Below are 20,968 nucleotides of genomic sequence, written 5' to 3'. Positions count from 1 at the left end.
GTGAAAGCTGTTTTTGCTTTTTATGAAAAATTACCGAACTTTCAATCTGCTATCGAACAAAATTATCAAATTAAAATTGATAAAAAACAATTGTTTCAGGATATTGATCAAGAAAATTTAATTGATTATCAAAAGCGAATTCGACAATCAAATGCTTGCGTAGATGAATATGCCGATGATTATGAGGAATTAGCGGCCATTGAGGTGATTTCTTTGGATGCCTTTTTCTTAATGGTATCAAATCAAAACAAAAGCCAGCATTTAGTGGCTTTGTTTAATGCGATGATTGAAGTACTGGATTATTATGAGAATTTTTCAGAAAACTCAATCTATTGGAATGAAGTTTTAGAAAAAGAAATTCTTTTACAAGAGCAGATTATCAAACAGATTGCTACACATATTATTTTTGATGAATCCATTTATTATGTGCATTATCAAACAATAGAATTTCCTGATTTGGATTGAATCGGTTGAAAAACATATAATAAATAAAGACTTACTTTATTTTAGTGCTATTGTCTAAAACATTGAGCTTTAATCCTTTGTTTTCATAATTCACGAGGTTTTTAAAATGAACAATGTTTGATATTACCAATAATCAACTAGCATCAAAAGACCCGGAATCCAACAAGTAAAAATGCCTATAAAAATTGTATAATTACCTAAAAATTTAAGTTGTTTCTCAAGACCTAAAACGAGGAAAAATAAAAACCATAAACTTGCCCAAAATAGCCACATAATCATTACACGATATTCATCTGAAAGTGTAGCCAAAACTAATGCATTAATCGAAACAAAGAGACAATACCAACCTAATCCAATTCCTTTTAAGTGAAACCATTGAACAATTGCTAGATATAAATAGGTGAATGTGAATAGTAGACTTGCAGCTACACCTAAATAATCAATGGATACCGTTGATCTATATAGCGCAATACAGTTAATCACAAAGACGAGTAACCCTATCAATAAATTAAATGGTGCAGACTCCCTGCTGTCCATTCGGCCATTAAGTCCAATACCATTAACTAACAATACTGATCCTATGAATAAAAGAGAGATTCCAAGCATGATTTTCTCCAATTTTTATATTAAAGTAGTCGTGATTGATAATTGATTAATTTAAAGTTGTGCCTACAGTGATTTTGTTATGGTGTGAAATCACTGTATATCATTTATTTTACTTGGTTTATTTGGGTTTTAATTTGGAATTAAGAGCCAAGGTTGTAAGTTGGATGGTTTAAAATATAGCAATCCTTCATTTTTTATTCCTTAAAGAACTAAGCGATTAAATCCTTGATCACTATTATAAGTTACAATATTTATTTATGATTTACAATAGTATTATATGGTGTCTATTCTGGATGTAATTTCTTGAATGCTTTTTATTTAAATAAAATGTTTTAAATCATATGTTTTGGTTGTTTTTTTTGAAATTGACTAAATTTATTTAGGTTAGTGTGGTGTTTGTTGTGTTTATAATATTTTTACAGTAAAATTTTTAATGGTTTGGTTTGGTTTGGTTTGGTTTGGTTTGGTTTGGTTTGGTGAAGATGTTTTTAGTTGTATGGTAAAATAGTGTGCCTGATTAAATTTTAATAAAATGCTTAAATGTTTATTTTTAACATAATGGATATATTGCAAATTATAATAATATTTAAAAATTTTGATATTAAACTTGAAAAACAAAATCACAATGTGTGTTTGCATCATTTTTGAGTTGGCTGATTGAAATGTTAATTTATATATGTTTTATTTAAAAACTATTTGCTGTTATTGATGCAGGAAATAATTTTCATCTCTTTTTAATCAATACTAATAACACTAAAAATAATGTTTTTATGCAGGCGGTATCTGTGATTTTATTGGTGGTAAAAGCGTTTTAATTTATCTGATTTAATAGAGTTGGAGAATTTTAACGAAGAATAATATGAGGTTTTAGGTTTTATTTAAGTTGTCAATTCTACTTAGGTCTAATATTATATTTTTTTTGTTCATTTAAATTTGAATTGATTGCCTATGAAATTTTGTAGCATCATATTATAAAATGAATAATATATTATTATAGTCTGAACTATAAAACAATTAGATAATCAATATAAAATATAATTTTTCCAAAGGGAAGGAGAAAATGATGGATACGAGTGCAGTAAAAATATTGGACCGCCTTGCTATACCTGTTAATCCAAAAACTCAAGCAGAACTAGAACACCGTTGGAAGGGAATGAAAGCTCTCAAAAGTGCAATCCAAACTCAAACTAAAAATGATGATGATATTTGTGTGATTAATACAGCTGGGGGTGATCATGTTAAATAAAGCTTTATTGAGTCTTCCAGTTGTTGAATTGGCCAAACTTATTCAAGACCGTAGTATCAGTTCTGTGGGATTAACCCAACTGGTGTTACAACATGCCCAAGATTACAATACAGAAATTAATGCCTATATTTCTTTTCGTGCTGATAAAGCTTTAGCAGAAGCTGCTCAAGCAGATGCAGAGATTGCACAAGGAAACTATAAAGGTACCTTTCATGGTATTCCGATGGGGATTAAAGACAATATTTACATTGGTGGTGAAGTGACGACCATGGCTTCCAAAATTCATGCAAATTTTGTGGCTAATGATGATGCAACTGTCATTTCCAAGCTTAAAGCTGCTGGAGCAATCATCATTGGTAAGTTAAACATGCATGAGTATGCATGGGGAGTCTCCAATAACAATCCACACTTTGGCCCATGCCATAATCCTTGGAACCTTGATAAAATTCCAGGAGGATCAAGTGGTGGTTCAGGTGCATCAGTCGCTTCAGGAATGTCAACCATTACATTGGGAACAGATACAGCAGGTTCTATCCGTATTCCTTCATCAGCATGTGGCTTAGTTGGACTAAAACCAACGCATGGTTTAGTGGCAAAATATGGTTGTTTCCCCTTGGCATGGACTTTAGACCATATCGGACCAATGGCGAAAACTGTTAGTGATGCTGCTGCGATGCTTAAGGTAATCGCTGGTTTTGATGAACGAGATCCAACTTCTAAACGCGTTGAAATTCCAGATTATGTTGCATTACTTGATAGTGATGTTAAAGGCAAAGTCATTGGTATAAACGAAGACTATTTCTTTCATCAAGTTGATGCACCGATTGAAAAATTAGTTCGTGGACAACTTGATCTGCTTGAACAACGCGGTGCAATTATTAAAAAAGTAACCATCCCAGCATTGAGAAATGCTGAATATGCAGTATTAGCCACTAGTCTGCCTGAAGCTTCTACAATCCATCATGATGATCTACAGCAACGTCCAGATGATTTTGGTGATGATATTCGTTTATTGTTTGAACTGGGTGAATTACCAACAGCAGTTGAATATTTACAAGCTCAGCAGTTAAGAAGAGAGCTTAAACAACAGTTTAGTGAAATATTTAAGGAAGTTGATGTTTTGATTGCTCCAACGCTCCCGATTTTGCCACCTAATATAGGTAGTTCTGTTGTGAAACTTAATGGAGAAGAGGTCGATCTATTGAATCATATTATTCGTTTTACTGGGCCGAGTAATTTAACTGGTTTACCTGCACTAAGCATTCCTTGTGGTTTGGTAGAGGGGCAACCAGTAGGATTGCAAATTATTGGCCCTGCTTTTCAAGAACAGAAAGTATTCAACATAGCCTTAGCTGTTGAAGAACAGGTAAAATTTAACTATCAGCAACCAGTGCTAGATCGCATTTAAACTAAATTATTGGATTTAAATGATAAAAGGGGAATATGAGCTTAAGCTTGTATTCCTTTATTATGTGAAATAATCAGTAGATTTCTTGTCGTCATCAAAATCTCAAATACTTGCGTAATAAAAGTGAATTAAATTATATTGGTTTCTAATTTTTATGCAAAAATAATGTTGATATAATGAAAAAAATCGTATTGATCACATCGATTCTGACAGCGACATCAGCTTTCGCCAATGATTCTACAGGTTATGTGGGAACAGGGGGAATTGAGTACCTTAAAAATAAAAATATTGCCATGCAACGTGAAGACTTATTTATTAGTAAAAAATTAATAAAGGTCGATTATCAATTTAAAAACCTCAGTAATCAGGATATTGCTGAAACTGTTTTGTTCCCTTTACCACGAGTTGATAATACTTTTGAATCCGATTTTGCCCACACTGAGGATTTATTAAAAAGTTTTAAAATTCAGGTTAATGGAAAAGCGGTTCAACCGACAATGCATGTGCAGACATTTATACAAAGAGATGAAAAGTCTAAAGCGATTGATGTCACTGAGTTATTTAAACAATGTGGTTTTTCACAAACTGAAATGTTAAATCCTTGGAATCGCAAAAGTGATGAATATGGGGTATTTGAAAAGAAACTAAAAAGCTGCTCAAATCCTAAAGTAAAAAGCATTTTGCCTAAAAATCCAGATGAAGTCATCAACTGGTCATCACAAGTGGTTTATAGCTGGAAGCAAACTTTTAAAGCCAATTCAATTACACAGGTAAAACATCAATATAAACCTTTAGTGGGTGGTTCGGTTGCACTATATCCAGATGAATATAATCAACAATTTTGTATGGACAGTAATTTTAAGAAAGGCTTGAAAAAAGCACAGTCGGAACATTCGCCTTTTAATGCACTGAGTTATATTTTGACTACTGGGGCAAATTGGGCAAAACCGATTGAAAACTTTAAATTGACCATTGAACGTGATCCGGGAGAGTTGGTATCGTTTTGTTGGAAAGGTAAAGTCAATAAAATTAGCCCGACACAGTTCGAAATGGTTGAGAAAAACTTTGTACCTAAACAAGATTTAGATGTAATTTTTGTGCATTTACGTAATTAAATAAGTGAATCAAATTTAAGCCCATTTTATATGGGCTTAAATTTATAAATTATACCGAAGTGCCTTCAGCTGACTTGGCTTTTTCAGCCCAAAAATCAGCTTTTTCTTCATCAACCTCAACGCCCATCCCGTGTTCATAAATACAAACAAGATCACGCATGGCTTGAACTTCACCCAGTTTTGCTGCTTGCTCAACCAGCTCTACTGATTTCAGCAGATCTTTTTCAACCACATCACCACGGCGATAGAAATTGGATAACTCTAAAATCGCAGCAGGATGTTGAAGTTTGGCCGCTTGCTCTAACCAGCGATGGGCATGTTCAAAATAAGCCTTGGCTTCTTTAGGATCTTCTTCAAGGATATCTTTTGCATAATAAGCATAGCCTTCACCTAACCAATACATGGCTTCAACATGGCCTAATTGTGCTGCTTTGAGTGCCCATTCTTCTGCAAGTTGATTGTTATCTTCATCTTCACTTTGCATATATATTTCAGCAAGTTCAAATTGTGCAGCTGGATTGCCCATTGCAGCACGATTGAGTAATTCTGAAGGGATTGAAAGTGGTTTAGACATAAAAATACCAATACAAGGCAATAAATTTGATAGAAAAAAGCCAATCCGCAGATTGGCTTATGATTATAACTGATTTTTGTGAAACAGTTTAAATGAGTAGCATCACACTTGTGATTAAGCTGATACCCACACAAAAGCTGGCAGCCAATTTCATTTTTAAACTGTAATAGCTTAATAACACCCCAACAAATAATGCTGAAAAGGTCAGTACTCCAACCCAAATGCTGAGCATGCTGCTCAGCTGCCCTGACATGACACAAATGATCAGTGAAATCAGCAGTAAAGCCCAACCAGAAATAGAAGCAAGTTGGGTTTGTTTGGGGCTTAGTTCATGTCCATAGATCTGTTTTTGATGCTTTGACATTGCGCTGGCAAGCGCGATAAAAGCCAAGCTAGACAAAGACCAAACCAGTAAGAAGAAAATCACGCTGAAATCTCCTTATTTGAAGGTACATTTCTGGCTTTTTTGACAGGAAGCCCTTTATGTTTTTTAACTTTATAAAATGAGTAGAAAAACAAAATCGCGAGCACCCATGTCATTAAATCAAAAGACGCAATCATCCATTGGCCATTGGCAATACTGTTCCAAAGTGCTTGACCACCCGTGATAAAATTGACAATAGGCAATAGGGCAAAAGCTGCACCAGAGAACAATAGAAGTTCTAACCAAGCTTGGCGATGTGGGCGAATCGCTGCATAAATTAACGTAGCTAACCATACAATAAAGAAGGCTCTAATTTCCCAATTTAAACGTGTTTCTATTTCAAATGGAATGAAACGATTGGCGTAGAAGTAGGCGGCACATGCAATAGGTAATCCAATCACAGCGGCAATATTCATTACTTCAACAAAACGATAACCAAATGATTTATAGCCTTGTTTTTGTTGTTGCGGTGCACGTTTGACGCACCATAAGATCAGCCCCGTTGCAACCATTAAGGTGCCCATTACACCAGAGAAGAACAATAACCAGCGGAAGGTTAAATCAAGACCACGAGCTTCATGCAATACAGTCACCACATTGTAAATCCCCATTGGGATAGAGGCATTGTTTGCTTGAGCCGTTTCGCTGATGTCTTTGCCAGTCACGCCATCGAATTTTAAAATGGGGTAAACACCACGCTGAACCACACTTTTCGCATATAAAGCGCGAAGTTCAATGGTCGCATTGGATGTATTTGGCGCAATGATTTGAATAGAAGCAATCGGATTTTCTTTCCACTGCGTCTGAGCAGTGGTAATAAGCGGGGTTAAGTCGGTGAGTGGCGCAGGATGACCAACATCTTGTTGATGTTTTTTGCCTCTTTCACCTCGCGAGCGTTGTTCATTTTGACCTTGAGTTTGACTTGTATTTGCAGAACCAGTGCGGTTTTCAGCATTTCTATTGCGAGCATTATTTTGCTGAACTGCACCTCCGCGCATCTCTTGAAAAAACTCTTGTCGATCTTTATAGACTTGGTTGATTCCCCAAGGCATAAACATAAACATTAGTAATAACAAACCACTGAAGGTGATCATGATATGAAAGGGGAGGGCAAAAACAGCTGTGGCATTATGTGCATCTAACCAAGAGCGTTGTCCTTTACCTGAACGGAACGTAAAGAAATCTTTAAAAATTTTTTTATGGGTAATAATGCCGCTGATAATTGCCACAAACATCAGCATCGTGGCTAAACCGACGATCCAACGTGCCCAAATACGATCAAATCCATACAGTTCAAAGTGAAAGCGATATAGAAAACCACCACCACGGGTGTCTCGTGCTTCAATAACTTGTCCAGTTGCACTGTCTATGGTGATTCTTTCCCCACCACGACGCGCTTGTAGATCTTCACCTTGTTTACGAATATTTAATTCAGTTGTGGTCTGTCTAGAATTGGGTAATTGAATCGTCCAACTACCAGCATCAGGATAGTTCTTTTGTAGATAATCTAAGGCAACTTGGGTTTGCTGTACTTGAGAATCACTTGGAACGGATTGATGTATTTCTGGTTTCATCCAAGCCGTTATTTCAGACTGAAAGAAACTCAATGTTCCTGTCAAAAAAATTGCATAGAGTAACCAACCAAGAATTAAGCTTGCCCATGTATGTAACCATGACATGGATTGGCGTGGACCTTCAACTTTTGCATCTACGCGCATCTTAATTCCCCATCATTTTATAAATGGCAAATAAAATGATACTTGGAAGAAGTATGCCTAAGCTGGCTTTTAATGTCTTATTGACCATAAAAACCCAAATGAATGCAGCGCAGTGAATACAGAAAGCAAGTAGCGTTGCACTCATCGCAGCCGCGGCACGATAATCAGCAAATGTTTTTGCAATCACTATAGCGGACAAGGACGCAAGCAGATAACCACCAAGAATTGCCAGAGCAAAACGATAGAAAATCATGACACGATATTGTATGAGAGAGGGTGCGGATTTAGCTCGTGTAGATACAGTCGGAGTTGAAACTGATGCGTTTAGTACATCGAGTTCAGTCTGGCTATTCATAGGCAATCAAATACGGAAAGGTTAAAAATTAAGTAAATAATAACAATTATCATTTACTTTTTAAATACAAAAGTTAAATTTGATTAAAATAAAGCACTGGATTTATTTCAATTTTTATGTACAGGCTTGGCTACAAGTTTATCCAGAATAATTGAAAAAATTTTTATAATTTTAGATGGTTACACGATTTTATCGTGACTATATTTTTGAGTGTATGCCTTCGAACATAAAGCATACAGCGTATTTCGATATTTATTTATATCTTGTAGTGACATCTTGGAAAACAATAATATGGAAATTAAATAATGTTTATTCATGCTGAAGACGCAAAACGATTGGCAGCCAATTCAAACTTAAATATAGAGCTATATAAAGGTCGTTTAGCCCAAATGATTGAAGAGAATGCCAAGCAGGGTAATACTGCTGTTTTTACAGTTTTACCTAAACATCTAGCTTTAGAGGATATTCGTGGGCTTTCTTCTGAGTTAACTCAATTGGGATATCATATCCGTTTTGAAGTGGATGAGTTTTTCTATAGCTTTAATGTGTTTTGGAATTAACTCGGCAATATAGGCCATAGTTTTGAGCATGACCTATATTGAAGAATTAGCCGGTATTGCTTGTCTATGATTCTTTTTGGTATTCATTGATGACTTCAAGCGCTGCACGAAATGCTTCTTGGGTTGTGGGTGCGCCACAGTAAGGTAAACTGTGTAATAACACTTCCTGAATTTCTTCAACTGTTGCGCCATTATTCAATGCACCACGAATATGACCTTTTAGTTCGGTTGGGCTTTTTTGTGCAACTAAAAATGCAATGGTAATCAAAGAGCGGTATTTACGTGGTAAAACACCCTCACGTTGCCAAGTTGAACCCCATGCATGCTCATTGATCCAGTCTTGCAAAGGTCTTGTAAAAGCAACAGTATTGTCTTGAGCGCGTTTTACAAAGCTTTCTCCCATCACTTCTGTACGGACTTTTAAGCCATTTTCATAATCTTGTTGAGACATCGTTTTTTTCCTCAGCTGTTATATTTTTAACACTATACCGAAATAGGCAAATAACCCATTGGCAATATGTCTATGATAAAAAACAGCGATGCTGAATCGCTGTTTATGGTCAACGTTTTATATCGCCTTATCTGTTAAATGGCATTTGCCAAATCGATTTAAGTTGAGTGAAGATGAGGATTTTCTAATACCAACACCTGCTCTAATTTTTCATCAAAAATATCTGTGAGCATACTGTCATAACGAAGTGCATTATATTGGGTTAATTTTGTGGCTAAATCATCGCTGATTAAGCCACGAGTAACTGCATCCTGTATGCGCTCTTCAAATGTTAGCCCTTGATATTCACCTTTAGATTCTGCTTTTTTAAAGCTGTTCCAATCATCTTCAACGGTTGTGAGTAGATTAAAGGTGGCTTCCATTCGTCCAAAAGCATCATTCGGATCAACAGTATAATAAACCTGCGTTTTTAAATAATCTCGGAACGGGTTATCTTGCATGATCAGTTCCGCTGCTTCACTCTTTTGACGATCGCTTGGTTTCTTGATTGGTCGACCAAATGGGAAACAAACAAATTTAACCAGACTTGATGCAATTTGAATCGGAAAATTATCAAATAAGCCATAAAATGCTTCTTGGGCATCATAAAGCGTTTCGTCTAATGCAAGTTTGGCATGTACCTGTTCTTGTGAGGATCTTTGACCATTTTCATAAAATTTGAGAATGGCTGTCGCAATAAACATTTTGGAGTGAATGTCAGCTAATCGCCCTGAGAGCATTTCTTTACGTTTAATATCACCGGCTAATAGTCCAAGACACATATCTGCGGTTAGGGCGAAGTCAGTACTGAATCGATTGATGATTTTATAATAAGGTTGAGTAAAAGCATCTGATGAGTCAGGTCGTTGACTACTTGCCCCAAACCATCCATAAGTAAACGCACGCGCGCCACGGTTTAAGGTGTAGCCTAAATGTTGATATAACATGGTGTTAAATGTATTTAAGGCAGAGGCTTTATCTTCGGCCTGTAACAGTTGTAATTCCTCAAATAAATAAGGATGGCAACGCATTGAACCTTGACCAAAGATCATTAACGAACGGCTTAAGATATTTGCCCCTTCAACTGTTATCGAGATCGGAATAGCTTGATACATATTGGCAAGAAAGTTACGCGGACCTTGTTGAATACCACGACCTCCTGTGATGTCCATACCATGATTGACGATTTTTCGCATCGTTTCAGTGGCATAGTATTTTGCCATCGCGGTCATAACAGCAGGTTTGCCACCTTGATTTAAACCACAAGTGACTAAATAGCGGAAAGCTTCTAGCATATAAGTATGGCTGACGATATCACTACTAACTTCTTGCACCCCTTCAAATTTACCTACCGATAATTTAAATTGTTGACGAATTTTAGCGAATGCACCTACAGATAAATATGTCATTTCACCTGCGGCTGTAGAAAGTGCAGGAAGGGAAATACCACGTCCAACAGCCAGACATTCCATCAGCATACGCCAGCCATTCCCGGCATTTTTTGCGCCACCAATAATCCAGTCAATTGGAATAAAGACGTTCTTACCTTCAACTGTACCATTCATAAAAGGAGAACCACCTGGATGGTGTCTTGGTCCAACCTCTACGCCTGCATGAGAGGCGGGTATAAGTGCACAGGTAATACCATACTCAGTTTTAGTTTTATCTCCCAATAAACCATCTGGGTCATACAGTTTGAAGGCGAGACCGACTACTGTTGCGACGGGCGCTAGGGTAATCCAGCGTTTTGAGAAATTCATCTTTAAGCCAAGCACTTGTTGACCTTCGAACTCTCCATAACAAACCACGCCAGTGTCAGGAATCGCCCCAGCATCAGAACCCGCTTCAGGACTGGTGAGTCCAAAACAAGGAATTTCTTGACCCTTGGCTAAGCCGGGCAAATAACGATTCTTTTGTTCGTCTGTACCATAATTCAGTAAGAGCTCACCCGGTCCTAATGAGTTAGGCACCATACAGGTTACAGCAGTGGTTAATGAACGAGAGGCAATTTTGCTCATAATGCGACTTTGTGCAAAAGAGCTAAATTCACGACCACCATAAGTTTTAGGGATGATGAGTCCAAAAAAGCCATTGTCTTTAATAAATTGCCATGTCTCAGCGTTCAGGTCTTTATTTTGATGAATTTCCCATTCATCTAGCAACTGACAGAGTTGTTCAACCTCATGATCTAAAAAAGATTGCTCTTCATTGCTAAGCGTCGGGTAGGGATAATTGTTAAATTTTTCCCAATCTGGCGCCCCCATAAATAATTCTTTTTCCCACCAACTGGTACCCGCATCCAATGCTTCACGTTCAGTGGTACTCATGCTTGGCATTGCATTGGCTAATGTTTTATAGGCCGGTTTAGTCAAAACTTGCATTCGCAGTGGTTCAATCAGTAATACTAAACTGATAAGAATAAGCGGAAGACCAAGGATGAGAGACCATGGGCTGATCACTGCACTCAGAATTGCAATGATAATCGTAGTGATACTTCCGACTGTTCGATGAAGTGCAAAAAAGAACACGGCCCAGAGTGAGATGATTTGAATAAGTATTGCGATGAGTAATAGCATTAACATATTACCTCTACAGTTTTAATATTAATTTTGGGATCGGAAATACATCATTGAAGCTTATTCTTTCATCAAAGATGTGATGAAAAATTAAACATGTAATTTATTAATAACGATTTTTTCACTTACTATTCAAGGTAAAAGTATTGTTGTTTTGTGAGTATAAGTTAACCAAAGCATATTTATTGTCATATCGTGACCAGAGTATTGGGGGGTAAATAAACTTTCCATTCATTTGCGTATTCACTTTTTAGACAGACTTGAATGATTTAAAATTTAAACAGTATTTAGCTGATTTTTGTTTGTGCTGTTTGGCTTGTTTTATATCGCTGAAGCGCGTCGATGTGTTTTCAATGGCTTTCAATTTGCTGCTCAGTCTGTAAGAATCAGCAAGATAAAATTTTTAATGTTTAAAACAATACAGCACAAGACGGCATGGATTGTTGTTGCTCTTGGTCGGAATGACTATTTTTACAAGAAAATGCTTAATTTTTGTGCAAATATTGATATTAATGCAATATTTGTGATGTACCATTTTTTTACGAAATGTCGTTATCACAGATCTTACGTTGACTGTAATACCAGGAAGGCTGATACTCTTGGGGTTAAATTTAAGCAAGTCGGTTCGTAAGGGCTGGGTCACAAGCTCGGTTCTCAAAACACAATTTAAAGCAAGGGGCTATATATGGCTGGTGGAAAGTCAACAATCATTTACACACTGACTGACGAGGCGCCATTGTTGGCGACTTATTCGCTACTGCCGATCATTGAGACCTTTACTAAGCCAGCTGGCGTAGAGATTGTCAAAACTGATATTTCTGTAGCCGCTCGTGTTCTTGCAGAATTCGCGGAATACTTAAGCGATGAACAGAAAGTATCTGACAACCTTGCGCATTTAGGGCGTCTTACTCAAGATCCAGACACTAACATTATCAAACTCCCAAATATCAGTGCATCTGTTGCTCAGTTGAGCGCATGTATTAAGGAACTTCAGTCAAAGGGTTATGCAATCCCAGACTATCCTGAAAATCCAACAACTGAAGAAGAAAAAGCAATTAAGGTACGTTATAGCAAGTGCCTTGGTTCAGCGGTGAATCCAGTGTTACGTGAAGGTAACTCTGACCGTCGTGCACCTGCAGCAGTGAAAAACTATGCAAAGAAACATCCACATTCAATGAGCGAATGGAAACAGTGGTCACAAACACATGTTTCGCATATGGATGAGGGGGATTTCTATCACGGTGAAAAGTCAATGACACTTGACCGTGCGCGTAACGTAAAAATGGAACTGATCACCAAAAATGGTGAGAGCATTGTGCTTAAGCCAAAAGTTGCATTACTTGATGGCGAAATCATCGATTCAATGTTTATGAGCAAGAAAGCGCTTTGCGATTTCTATGAGAAAGAACTTGATGATTGCCGTGAAGCGGGCATTTTATTTTCGTTGCATGTAAAAGCAACCATGATGAAAGTTTCACACCCGATCGTATTCGGTCACTGTGTAAAAATTTACTATAAAGAAGCATTTGAAAAGCACGCTAAGTTATTTGATGAGTTAGGTATTAACGTCAATAACGGTATGGCTGGTCTTTACGAGAAGATTGCAACTTTACCAACATCATTACGTGAAGAGATCATTGAAGATCTTCACGCTTGCCAAGAACACCGTCCTGCACTTGCAATGGTGGATTCAGCGAAAGGTATTACCAACTTCCATTCACCAAATGATGTGATTGTGGATGCATCTATGCCTGCGATGATTCGTGGCGGTGGTAAAATGTGGGGTGCTGATGGTAAGCAGTATGATTGTAAAGCTGTTATGCCAGAGTCAACATTTGCACGTATTTACCAAGAAATGATCAATTTCTGTAAGTGGAATGGTAACTTTGACCCACGTACTATGGGTACTGTGCCAAACGTTGGTTTGATGGCGCAAAAAGCTGAAGAATACGGCTCACATGACAAAACTTTTGAGATCACTGAAGCGGGTGTTGCAAACATCACAGATCTTGAAACTGGTGAAGTGTTGATGTCACAAAACGTTGAGGAAGGCGATATCTGGCGTATGTGTCAGGTGAAAGACGCACCGATTCGTGATTGGGTAAAACTTGCAGTAACGCGTGCGCGTAACTCAGGTATGCCTGCAATCTTCTGGCTTGACCCATACCGTCCGCATGAAAATGAATTGATCAAGAAAGTACAAAAATACTTGAAAGATCATGATACAGCGGGTCTTGATATCCAAATCATGTCACAAGTACGTGCAATGCGTTATACGCTTGAACGTGTTGCTCGTGGTTTAGATACAATTTCAGTGACTGGTAACATTTTACGTGATTACTTAACTGACTTGTTCCCAATCATGGAATTGGGTACTTCTGCGAAAATGTTGTCTATCGTTCCGTTAATGGCGGGCGGTGGTATGTACGAAACAGGTGCGGGTGGTTCAGCGCCTAAACATGTACAACAGCTTGTAGAAGAAAACCACTTGCGTTGGGACTCTCTTGGTGAATTCTTGGCCTTGGCTGTTTCTTTAGAAGAGCTAGGTATCAAAGAAGACAATGCACGTGCTAAGTTATTGGCGAAAACATTGGATCAAGCAACTGGTCAATTGTTAGATAACGACAAGTCTCCATCACGCCGTACAGGTGAGCTTGACAACCGTGGTAGCCATTTCTACCTTGCGAAGTTCTGGGCTGAAGCACTTGCTGCACAAAATGACGATGCTGAATTAAAAGGCAAGTTTGCACCACTTGCAAAAGCATTGGATGAGAACGAAGACAAAATCCTTGCTGAGCTTGCTGCTGTTCAAGGTAAGCCAGCGGATATCGGTGGTTACTATGCAGTTGATACAGCTAAGGTTGAAGCTGTAATGCGTCCAAGTGCGACGCTTAACGCTACGCTTGCTACTGTTTAAGTTTTAAAATGCTATAAACCAACGATCTTGTTGGTGAGAAAAGCCGATGCATACGCATCGGCTTTTTTTATTGATGGCATAAATCTTTGTTTAAGTTATGTATTTGCAAGGTTTTGTATGAATCAATTTAAATGATGAGGGCGAGATTGGTTTTAATTGGTCTTGAATTTTTTAGTTATAAAATAAAAATGCCCAATGAAATTCATTGGGCATTTTTGCAATATGTGGCAATCGATTAATGGCTTAGAAGGACTAAATCCTAGCGACCATTACGTCCACGACCACGTGGTGCTTTGGTATTTGGGCGGGTGGTACCATTGGTCTTACGACGTGGTTTTTCACCATCTTCCATTTGCCAGATACGTTTAGTTCCAGATTTCTTTGTTGAACCATCTTTATTTTTGCGAACGATTGGTTTTCCACCTGTACCGCCAGGTTTCTTCACATAAGAGCGTGAGCGGTAAGGTTCATCTGCTGGAATATTTTGGAAGTCTGGATAAAGTAATGGTTCAATTTCTTTAGTTTCACCAGGTTGTAAACCCATTTGCACCAAATCAATTGCACCAATCTTGGTACGGATCAAACGTAAAGTTGGAAAACCAACAGCCGAAGTCATACGACGGACTTGACGGTTACGGCCTTCACAAATAGAAATTTCAATCCAAGATGTTGGAATATTGGCACGGAAACGTACTGGTGGATCACGATCCCATAACCATTCAGGTTGTTCAACTTTATTCGCTTGAGCAGGCAAAGTCATACCATCTTTTAGCTCAACACCTTTACGCAACTGTTCTAGGGCTTCTTCAGTCACATCACCATCAACTTGCACCAAATAAGTTTTAAATTTCTTATTGGCAGGATTGGTAATGTATTGATTTAAACCACCATGATCAGTTAAAAAAACTAAACCTTCAGAGTCCATATCGAGACGACCCGCCAAACGCAAAGTCGAATCATCTACGAAGTCAGACATCGTCATATGTGCTTCGTCTTTACGAAACTGGGAGAGGACGTCATAAGGTTTATTAAGAATGACAATTTTCACTTTAGACCACTAATAAATATCAATAAAATTTTTGAGTTTGATAAAGTTACCCGTTTGAAGAGAGTTGGGTAAAGATAAAGACTACGATATGTGCGCTACTATATCAGATTACGCTTTGTATTCTTCAACTTTATTTATTTACCTAGGCTGAGTTGTAAATACATTTTTCTTAGGCGGGAGATTGGTGGTTTTATCTTGCTAGAATTTACCATTGCGTGAAATTGAGATAGGCAACTTGAAGGCAACGTCTATTGAAGTTAAGCCTTATAATAAAAAAGCTGTACCACCCTTTGGGTAGTACAGCTTTTTTGAATAGCGTAGATCTCAAGTTTTAATCAGTGATCACAAGCTATTGGTTGGTTGATCATGTTATTTAGTGGTCATGTTTTAGATATTCAGGTTCTTTCGGTAATTTAAAACTACATAAGAAACAGATCACTAACATGAAAATCACATAGAAGAAGAAGGTGCTTTCAATACCTGCTGCTTTGAACTGTAGTGCAACAGATGGCGCAGAGCCACCAAAGATTGCATTACCCACAGCATAAGAGAAACCAACACCCAATGCACGAACATGTGGTGGGAACATTTCAGCCTTAACCAATCCACTGATAGAGGTATAGAAGCTAAGCAACATCATGAGGAAAATAAGTAACAGAGCAACCATCAATGGCGAATAACTGAAATGTGGCATCCAGATCACCATGACTGGATAGATGAAAATTGCCATAGTACCACTGAACGCAAGCATTGCAGCACGACGGCCAATGCGGTCAGAAATAGCACCAAACACAGGTTGTGCAAGCATAAAGATAAAGAGTGAAGCTGTCATAATGAATCCGACAGTTTTACTATCTACACCCATATTGGTGAGGTAGGTCTTTGAATATACTGTAATCACATAGAAGGTGAGGGAACCCGCAGAGGTATAACCTACAACCAATAAGAAGGTTTTCCAGTGATTCTTGAATAGTTCACTTAAGCTTCCAGATTCTTCTTTATCACTGTCTTCGCTAGATAATGTTTCTTCCAAACGGCTACGTGCAAGTAGGGAGATAATTGCAGCAATACCACCAATGACAAAAGGAATACGCCAGCCACCATCAAGCAATTGCTGCTCTGATAGGAATGCCAGCATAATAACACCGAGTAAGCTTGCTAATAATTGACCGCCCGACAAGGTGACATATTGGAATGAAGCAAAAAAGCCTCGTTGACCCTTTAAGCCAAGCTCACTCATATAGGTTGCTACAGCACCATATTCACCACCTACAGATAAACCCTGTAGCAGGCGAACAAGTAAAAGTAGGAAAGGTGCTGCCATTCCAACTTGTTCATAGGTTGGGAGTGCGGCAAATAAGAAAGAGCTTACTGCCATAAGACAGATGGAAATGACCATTGATTTTTTACGGCCATGTTTATCGGCAATTCGTCCGAAAACCCAGCTACCAATTGGTCGCATAAAGAAGCTGGCTGCAAAGACACCCCATACATAAATTGCTTGAGTACCGGAGTCCATATCAGGTGCAGTTAATGCTTTAGTGAAATATGCCGCAAACACAGCATAAATATAAAAATCAAACCATTCTACTAAGTTTCCTGAAGCTGCGCCGACGATACCGCGTATACGACCTCGCTTCTCTTCTTTAGTGTAAGTTTTATCCATTATTTACATCCATGAGATAGGTTGAATCGCAATGGATTCAAAATTCATTACGATTTAAAAAATAGGAATAATGTTAAAGATTTTAAGACTAAATAATAATTGCAAAGATGGTTAATTTGATTGGAGGCGATAGGATAGGTAGAAAGAATTAAAAAATGAATTTTGATTTATTTTTTCATTAAAATTCATGTGAAAACATATAGTAAAAGTGAATTACTTTTGTAATTAATCTTAACTTGATTGTGGTTTTATAAAAATTATTTTTATAAAATTTAAAGCAATGGCAAAAAACACCAATAATAAAAATAAAATTACTGGATTTTATTTTTGATCTATTGTGGTGCATAATTTAATACAATGAAATATATGAATATATTGTGGTTTTAAGGTGGCTGGTTTGATCATCAACCTATTGTCAAAATGTTATAGATTTTTAAATTAAATGGCGAATATAAAATCAAAAAATTAGAAATCATGTTTATAGTGAAAATGTATAGTAGCTCTCACTTTTAAAGATCTGACTCTTGGAAAATTTATGTGTATGGAAAAGCAAGGCTAATATTTTTATTTTAATCATTAGCAATGATTGAGCTTGTCGATTTATATAAAAAATGATGGTTTGAGTGATATTAAATAATGAAACATTGTGCTTTATTCAGTAGAGAAATGTTGTTATTCCTCGTATAAATCTCAAAAAATGTACGAATTAGACTAGACTGATATGCGCTAAGAATGGTTAGAAGTATTGTCTATTTGGCAATTATTTTGGATTTGCCAACTATAATAAAAGGGAGAACCTGAACAATGGGTTATCAGAAGATCGTAGTGCCTGCTGATGGTAGCAAAATTACTGTAAATGCAGACTTGTCACTGAATGTTCCAAATCATCCAATCATTCCTTTTATTGAAGGGGATGGTATTGGTGTTGATATTACTCCAGCCATGAAAGCTGTTGTAGATGCCGCAATTCAAAAAGCATATGCTGGCAAACGTTCGATCGAATGGATGGAAGTTTACTGTGGTGAAAAGGCAGATAAAATCTACGGGACCTATATGCCTGAAGAAACTTTTGAGGCACTGCGGGAATTTGTGGTTTCGATTAAGGGTCCATTAACTACACCTGTGGGTGGTGGTATTCGTTCATTGAATGTCGCTTTACGCCAAGAACTCGACCTTTATGTTTGTGTACGTCCTGTACGTTGGTTTGAAGGAGTACCGTCACCTGTTCAACACCCTGAATTGACCGACATGGTGATTTTTCGTGAAAATTCCGAAGATATCTATGCAGGTATCGAATGGAAAGCAGATTCTCCTGAAGCGAAAAAAGTCATTAAATTCTTAAAAGAAGAAATGGGTGTAACCAAGATTCGTTTTGAAGATAATTGTGGGATTGGTATTAAGCCTGTATCAAAAGAAGGTACTCAGCGTTTAGTACGTAAAGCGATCCAGTTTGCGATTGATAATGATAAGCCGAGTGTAACTTTAGTGCATAAAGGCAACATTATGAAATATACCGAAGGTGCATTCAAAGAATGGGGCTATGAACTGGCAATTGATCGTTTCGGTGGCGAGCTGATTGATGGTGGCCCGTGGGTAAAAATTAAAAATCCAAGAACGGGTAAAGAGATCATTATTAAAGATGTGATTGCAGATGCCTTCCTACAGCAAATCTTAATGCGTCCTTCTGAATACTCTGTGATTGCGACACTTAACTTAAATGGTGACTATATTTCTGATGCCTTGGCTGCTGAAGTAGGTGGTATTGGAATTGCGCCGGGTGCAAATATTGGCGGTGCAATTTCTGTATATGAAGCAACCCACGGGACAGCACCAAAATATGCAGGCCAAGATAAAGTCAACCCAGGCTCTATTATTCTTTCTGCGGAAATGATGCTTCGAGATATGGGGTGGATTGAAGCTGCTGATTTGATTATTCAGGGTGTATCGGGAGCGATTGCTGCGAAAACTGTTACCTACGACTTTGAGCGCTTGATGCCAGGAGCAACATTGCTTCGTTGTTCTGAATTTGGTCAAGCAATCATTGAAAATATGGATAATTAATCTAAACACAACATAATTAAAGGTCTGCCAAGTGCAGGCCTTTTTGTTATTTATGATTTGTCTATTTTATTCTAGAATCTAAGTATATTTATTAAACTTTAGGCTGTGAGTAATTGCACCAATAACTGATTACTGTAGACTGTTTTTAGCGGTTATTTGAAAAATATTAATTATATTTTAAGGGGCTGATTGATTGAATGTAGAAAGAGATCCACAAACTTTGGTTGCCCCGCTTGATCAATTAAATTTTTTACACGAAGCCAAGCAATATATTGATAAAAATCTCACCAGTACTCAAGCCTACTATCTAATGACCAGTAAGCCGCCAGTTTGGTTGAGGGCTGCGTTTAAGCTAAGAGATTTTTTAAGCCGGCATTTAGGTGGTGTGCAACCTATTCAAGGCTTTGGTGGATCAACTAAACCACTTCAAGTGGGTGGAAAAGCAGATTTTTTTGATGTGGTTAAAGTCTCAGATCGTGAGCTTTTTTTACAGTCAACGGATAAACATTTGAGTGTGTTGCTGGTTTTACAAATCGAAGAATATGATGAACTTAGAAATGAATTAACGATATGTACCAGTGTAGTGACATATAATCTTTTTGGGAAAATTTATATGCTGCCTGTTTCTATGGTTCATGGTTTTATTGTTCAGCAATCACTTAAAAACCTTCAAATTAAAGCTTGAAACTGAAGGATTTGAACTATGACAAAATGCTGTAAAACTTGGCAAAAAAAGTCATATTTATACCTTAATTGTAGATGAAAACTCCTGTGAATAAGAAAACTCCTGTGTAAATAGCAATTTAAATCATTTGTTGATATTTTGTTGAAACTTAAATGGAGTGTTGGTTGTGAAAAAAGTATTGTTGGTTATCTTAGCTTTAGGGATTTCTCATCATGTATTTGCTAAAGACGTACACAAATGTGTAGTTAAAGGTTCGGTAACTTACCAATCTAGGCCTTGTGCTGGAACTGCTACTGTAAATCCACAGCAACAACTTCAACAAAAATTAACCCAACGAACTGCAAATCAAACTTCGATACAACAACAAAAAACTCAGTCTGAAATGCATCAGTATTCTCAACAACAACATTTGCAACGCCATTCTGGAAATGGAACTTCTAATGAGATTCCAGATACAGTTGAAGGTAAAAAGAAAAGTTTGGCTATAGCGCAAGAAGCTTATAAACAAACAAAGAATCGTTAATTGTTTTTTAAATCTGCTGTTTTATGGGCAACTGGTTTTTATTGAAATAGCTTTAGGAATAAGCTCAATATAATAATAACTTGATGTATGAAGAGTACTGGTGAAAGTGATTGATTAGGCTTCTGAATCACAAGGTAATATGCTTTTTACTTAAATTTTTCGCTTTAAATAAATAGGGGATTGTAATCCTATGGCTGTAGGTGAGTAATGTATTGGATGGGAATATTCTGTTATATTAACAAGCCCAGTTAAATTTATTGAAAGCCTTGAATTTATGTCACAGACAAGTTCGAAAAAATTTTATATCTTTGCGACATTAGCATTGTTATTTCCAGTATTTTTAGTTGGAATGGCTTTTCTTGCGGCTAAAAGTGATGCTGAAACCAAACGAGAATATGATCAAATTCGCCAAGAACACGCCGAAAAGATTGAGTTGCAAAAACAACAGCAAAAATTAGAGCAACAAAACTTATCGCAGCCTGAAACTAAGAATGCAGTGTCTTGATAAGCAATCTTTAGTGAAAAGTCATT

19 protein-coding genes are annotated in these 20,968 nt (G+C 37.2%); 10 read left to right on the top strand and 9 right to left on the bottom strand.

The annotated features are described in order from the left end of the window. The gene (locus AC07U8_RS14735; RefSeq protein ID WP_494738191.1) at positions 1–465 is read left to right on the top strand and encodes a hypothetical protein; all 465 of its coding nucleotides are present in this window, start codon (positions 1–3) and stop codon (positions 463–465) included. 123 nt (positions 466–588) lie between these two features. Here AC07U8_RS14735 and AC07U8_RS14730 read toward each other — a convergent pair whose 3' ends face one another. After that, complete coding sequence (locus tag AC07U8_RS14730) at positions 589–1,071, bottom strand: AmiS/UreI family transporter (protein ID WP_494738190.1); 483 nt, start codon at positions 1,069–1,071, stop codon at positions 589–591. A 1,063-nt stretch (positions 1,072–2,134) separates the two neighbouring features. Here AC07U8_RS14730 and AC07U8_RS14725 point away from each other — a divergent pair. From AC07U8_RS14725 to AC07U8_RS14715, 3 genes are all read left to right on the top strand, one after another. Then, positions 2,135–2,317 carry a hypothetical protein gene (locus AC07U8_RS14725; RefSeq protein ID WP_004823087.1) on the top strand — a complete coding sequence of 61 codons (183 nt, stop codon included), beginning with the start codon at positions 2,135–2,137 and terminating at the stop codon, positions 2,315–2,317. Further along, positions 2,307–3,725: an amidase gene (locus AC07U8_RS14720; protein WP_494738189.1), complete on the top strand. Its 1,419-nt coding sequence runs from the start codon at positions 2,307–2,309 to the stop codon at positions 3,723–3,725. Before AC07U8_RS14725 ends, AC07U8_RS14720 begins: the two co-directional genes overlap by 11 nt. Before the next feature lie 176 nt (positions 3,726–3,901). Beyond that, on the top strand, positions 3,902–4,840 hold the full coding sequence (locus AC07U8_RS14715; RefSeq protein ID WP_494738188.1) for a DUF4424 family protein: 939 nt from the start codon (positions 3,902–3,904) through the stop codon (positions 4,838–4,840). A 49-nt stretch (positions 4,841–4,889) separates the two neighbouring features. Here AC07U8_RS14715 and AC07U8_RS14710 read toward each other — a convergent pair whose 3' ends face one another. From AC07U8_RS14710 to AC07U8_RS14695, 4 genes are all read right to left on the bottom strand, one after another. Further along, positions 4,890–5,414 carry a tetratricopeptide repeat protein gene (locus AC07U8_RS14710; protein WP_494738187.1) on the bottom strand — a complete coding sequence of 175 codons (525 nt, stop codon included), beginning with the start codon at positions 5,412–5,414 and terminating at the stop codon, positions 4,890–4,892. Positions 5,415–5,502: 88 nt separating this feature from the next. Continuing rightward, the gene (locus tag AC07U8_RS14705) at positions 5,503–5,841 is read right to left on the bottom strand and encodes a DUF3325 domain-containing protein (protein WP_034616221.1); all 339 of its coding nucleotides are present in this window, start codon (positions 5,839–5,841) and stop codon (positions 5,503–5,505) included. Next, positions 5,838–7,556 carry a PepSY-associated TM helix domain-containing protein gene (locus AC07U8_RS14700; protein WP_494738186.1) on the bottom strand — a complete coding sequence of 573 codons (1,719 nt, stop codon included), beginning with the start codon at positions 7,554–7,556 and terminating at the stop codon, positions 5,838–5,840. The genes AC07U8_RS14705 and AC07U8_RS14700 overlap by 4 nt, the downstream gene beginning before the upstream one ends. Before the next feature lies 1 nt (position 7,557). Next, a complete protein-coding gene (locus tag AC07U8_RS14695) occupies positions 7,558–7,911 on the bottom strand; it encodes a hypothetical protein (protein ID WP_494738185.1) in 354 nt (117 codons plus the stop codon). 305 nt (positions 7,912–8,216) lie between these two features. Between AC07U8_RS14695 and AC07U8_RS14690 the strand changes: the two genes are divergently transcribed. After that, on the top strand, positions 8,217–8,471 hold the full coding sequence (locus AC07U8_RS14690; protein ID WP_303576244.1) for a hypothetical protein: 255 nt from the start codon (positions 8,217–8,219) through the stop codon (positions 8,469–8,471). A 64-nt stretch (positions 8,472–8,535) separates the two neighbouring features. Here the strand turns inward: AC07U8_RS14690 and AC07U8_RS14685 are convergent, their stop codons facing one another. Beyond that, a complete protein-coding gene (locus tag AC07U8_RS14685) occupies positions 8,536–8,922 on the bottom strand; it encodes a carboxymuconolactone decarboxylase family protein (protein ID WP_004823072.1) in 387 nt (128 codons plus the stop codon). Positions 8,923–9,080: 158 nt separating this feature from the next. Next, a complete protein-coding gene (locus tag AC07U8_RS14680; protein ID WP_494738184.1) occupies positions 9,081–11,537 on the bottom strand; it encodes an acyl-CoA dehydrogenase in 2,457 nt (818 codons plus the stop codon). Between the two features lie 685 nt (positions 11,538–12,222). Here AC07U8_RS14680 and AC07U8_RS14675 point away from each other — a divergent pair. Continuing rightward, positions 12,223–14,454, top strand: coding sequence for an NADP-dependent isocitrate dehydrogenase (locus AC07U8_RS14675; protein WP_151802745.1), 2,232 nt, complete (start codon positions 12,223–12,225; stop codon positions 14,452–14,454). Positions 14,455–14,713: 259 nt separating this feature from the next. On the opposite strand, the gene AC07U8_RS14670 is transcribed toward AC07U8_RS14675, so the two are convergent. Next, entirely contained in the window at positions 14,714–15,502 is a 789-nt protein-coding gene (locus AC07U8_RS14670) for a pseudouridine synthase (protein ID WP_004823066.1), read from the bottom strand. Between the two features lie 373 nt (positions 15,503–15,875). After that, positions 15,876–17,168: an MFS transporter gene (locus AC07U8_RS14665; protein ID WP_419278275.1), complete on the bottom strand. Its 1,293-nt coding sequence runs from the start codon at positions 17,166–17,168 to the stop codon at positions 15,876–15,878. An 804-nt stretch (positions 17,169–17,972) separates the two neighbouring features. Here AC07U8_RS14665 and icd point away from each other — a divergent pair. The 4 genes from icd (at position 17,973) to AC07U8_RS14645 (ending at position 20,942) form a co-directional block, all read left to right on the top strand. Then, complete coding sequence (gene icd / locus AC07U8_RS14660; protein ID WP_419263239.1) at positions 17,973–19,229, top strand: NADP-dependent isocitrate dehydrogenase; 1,257 nt, start codon at positions 17,973–17,975, stop codon at positions 19,227–19,229. Positions 19,230–19,422: 193 nt separating this feature from the next. Next, complete coding sequence (locus AC07U8_RS14655; RefSeq protein ID WP_494738183.1) at positions 19,423–19,914, top strand: DUF2867 domain-containing protein; 492 nt, start codon at positions 19,423–19,425, stop codon at positions 19,912–19,914. 166 nt (positions 19,915–20,080) lie between these two features. After that, positions 20,081–20,437: a hypothetical protein gene (locus AC07U8_RS14650; protein WP_034616240.1), complete on the top strand. Its 357-nt coding sequence runs from the start codon at positions 20,081–20,083 to the stop codon at positions 20,435–20,437. A 274-nt stretch (positions 20,438–20,711) separates the two neighbouring features. Continuing rightward, positions 20,712–20,942: a hypothetical protein gene (locus AC07U8_RS14645; protein WP_004724907.1), complete on the top strand. Its 231-nt coding sequence runs from the start codon at positions 20,712–20,714 to the stop codon at positions 20,940–20,942. Positions 20,943–20,968: the final 26 nt, after the last annotated feature.

Source organism: Acinetobacter sp. GW821-FHT01E09, assembly GCF_059422385.1.
Note: the sequence above shows the minus strand (reverse complement) of the source record. Positions and strands in the feature narration are given on the sequence as shown.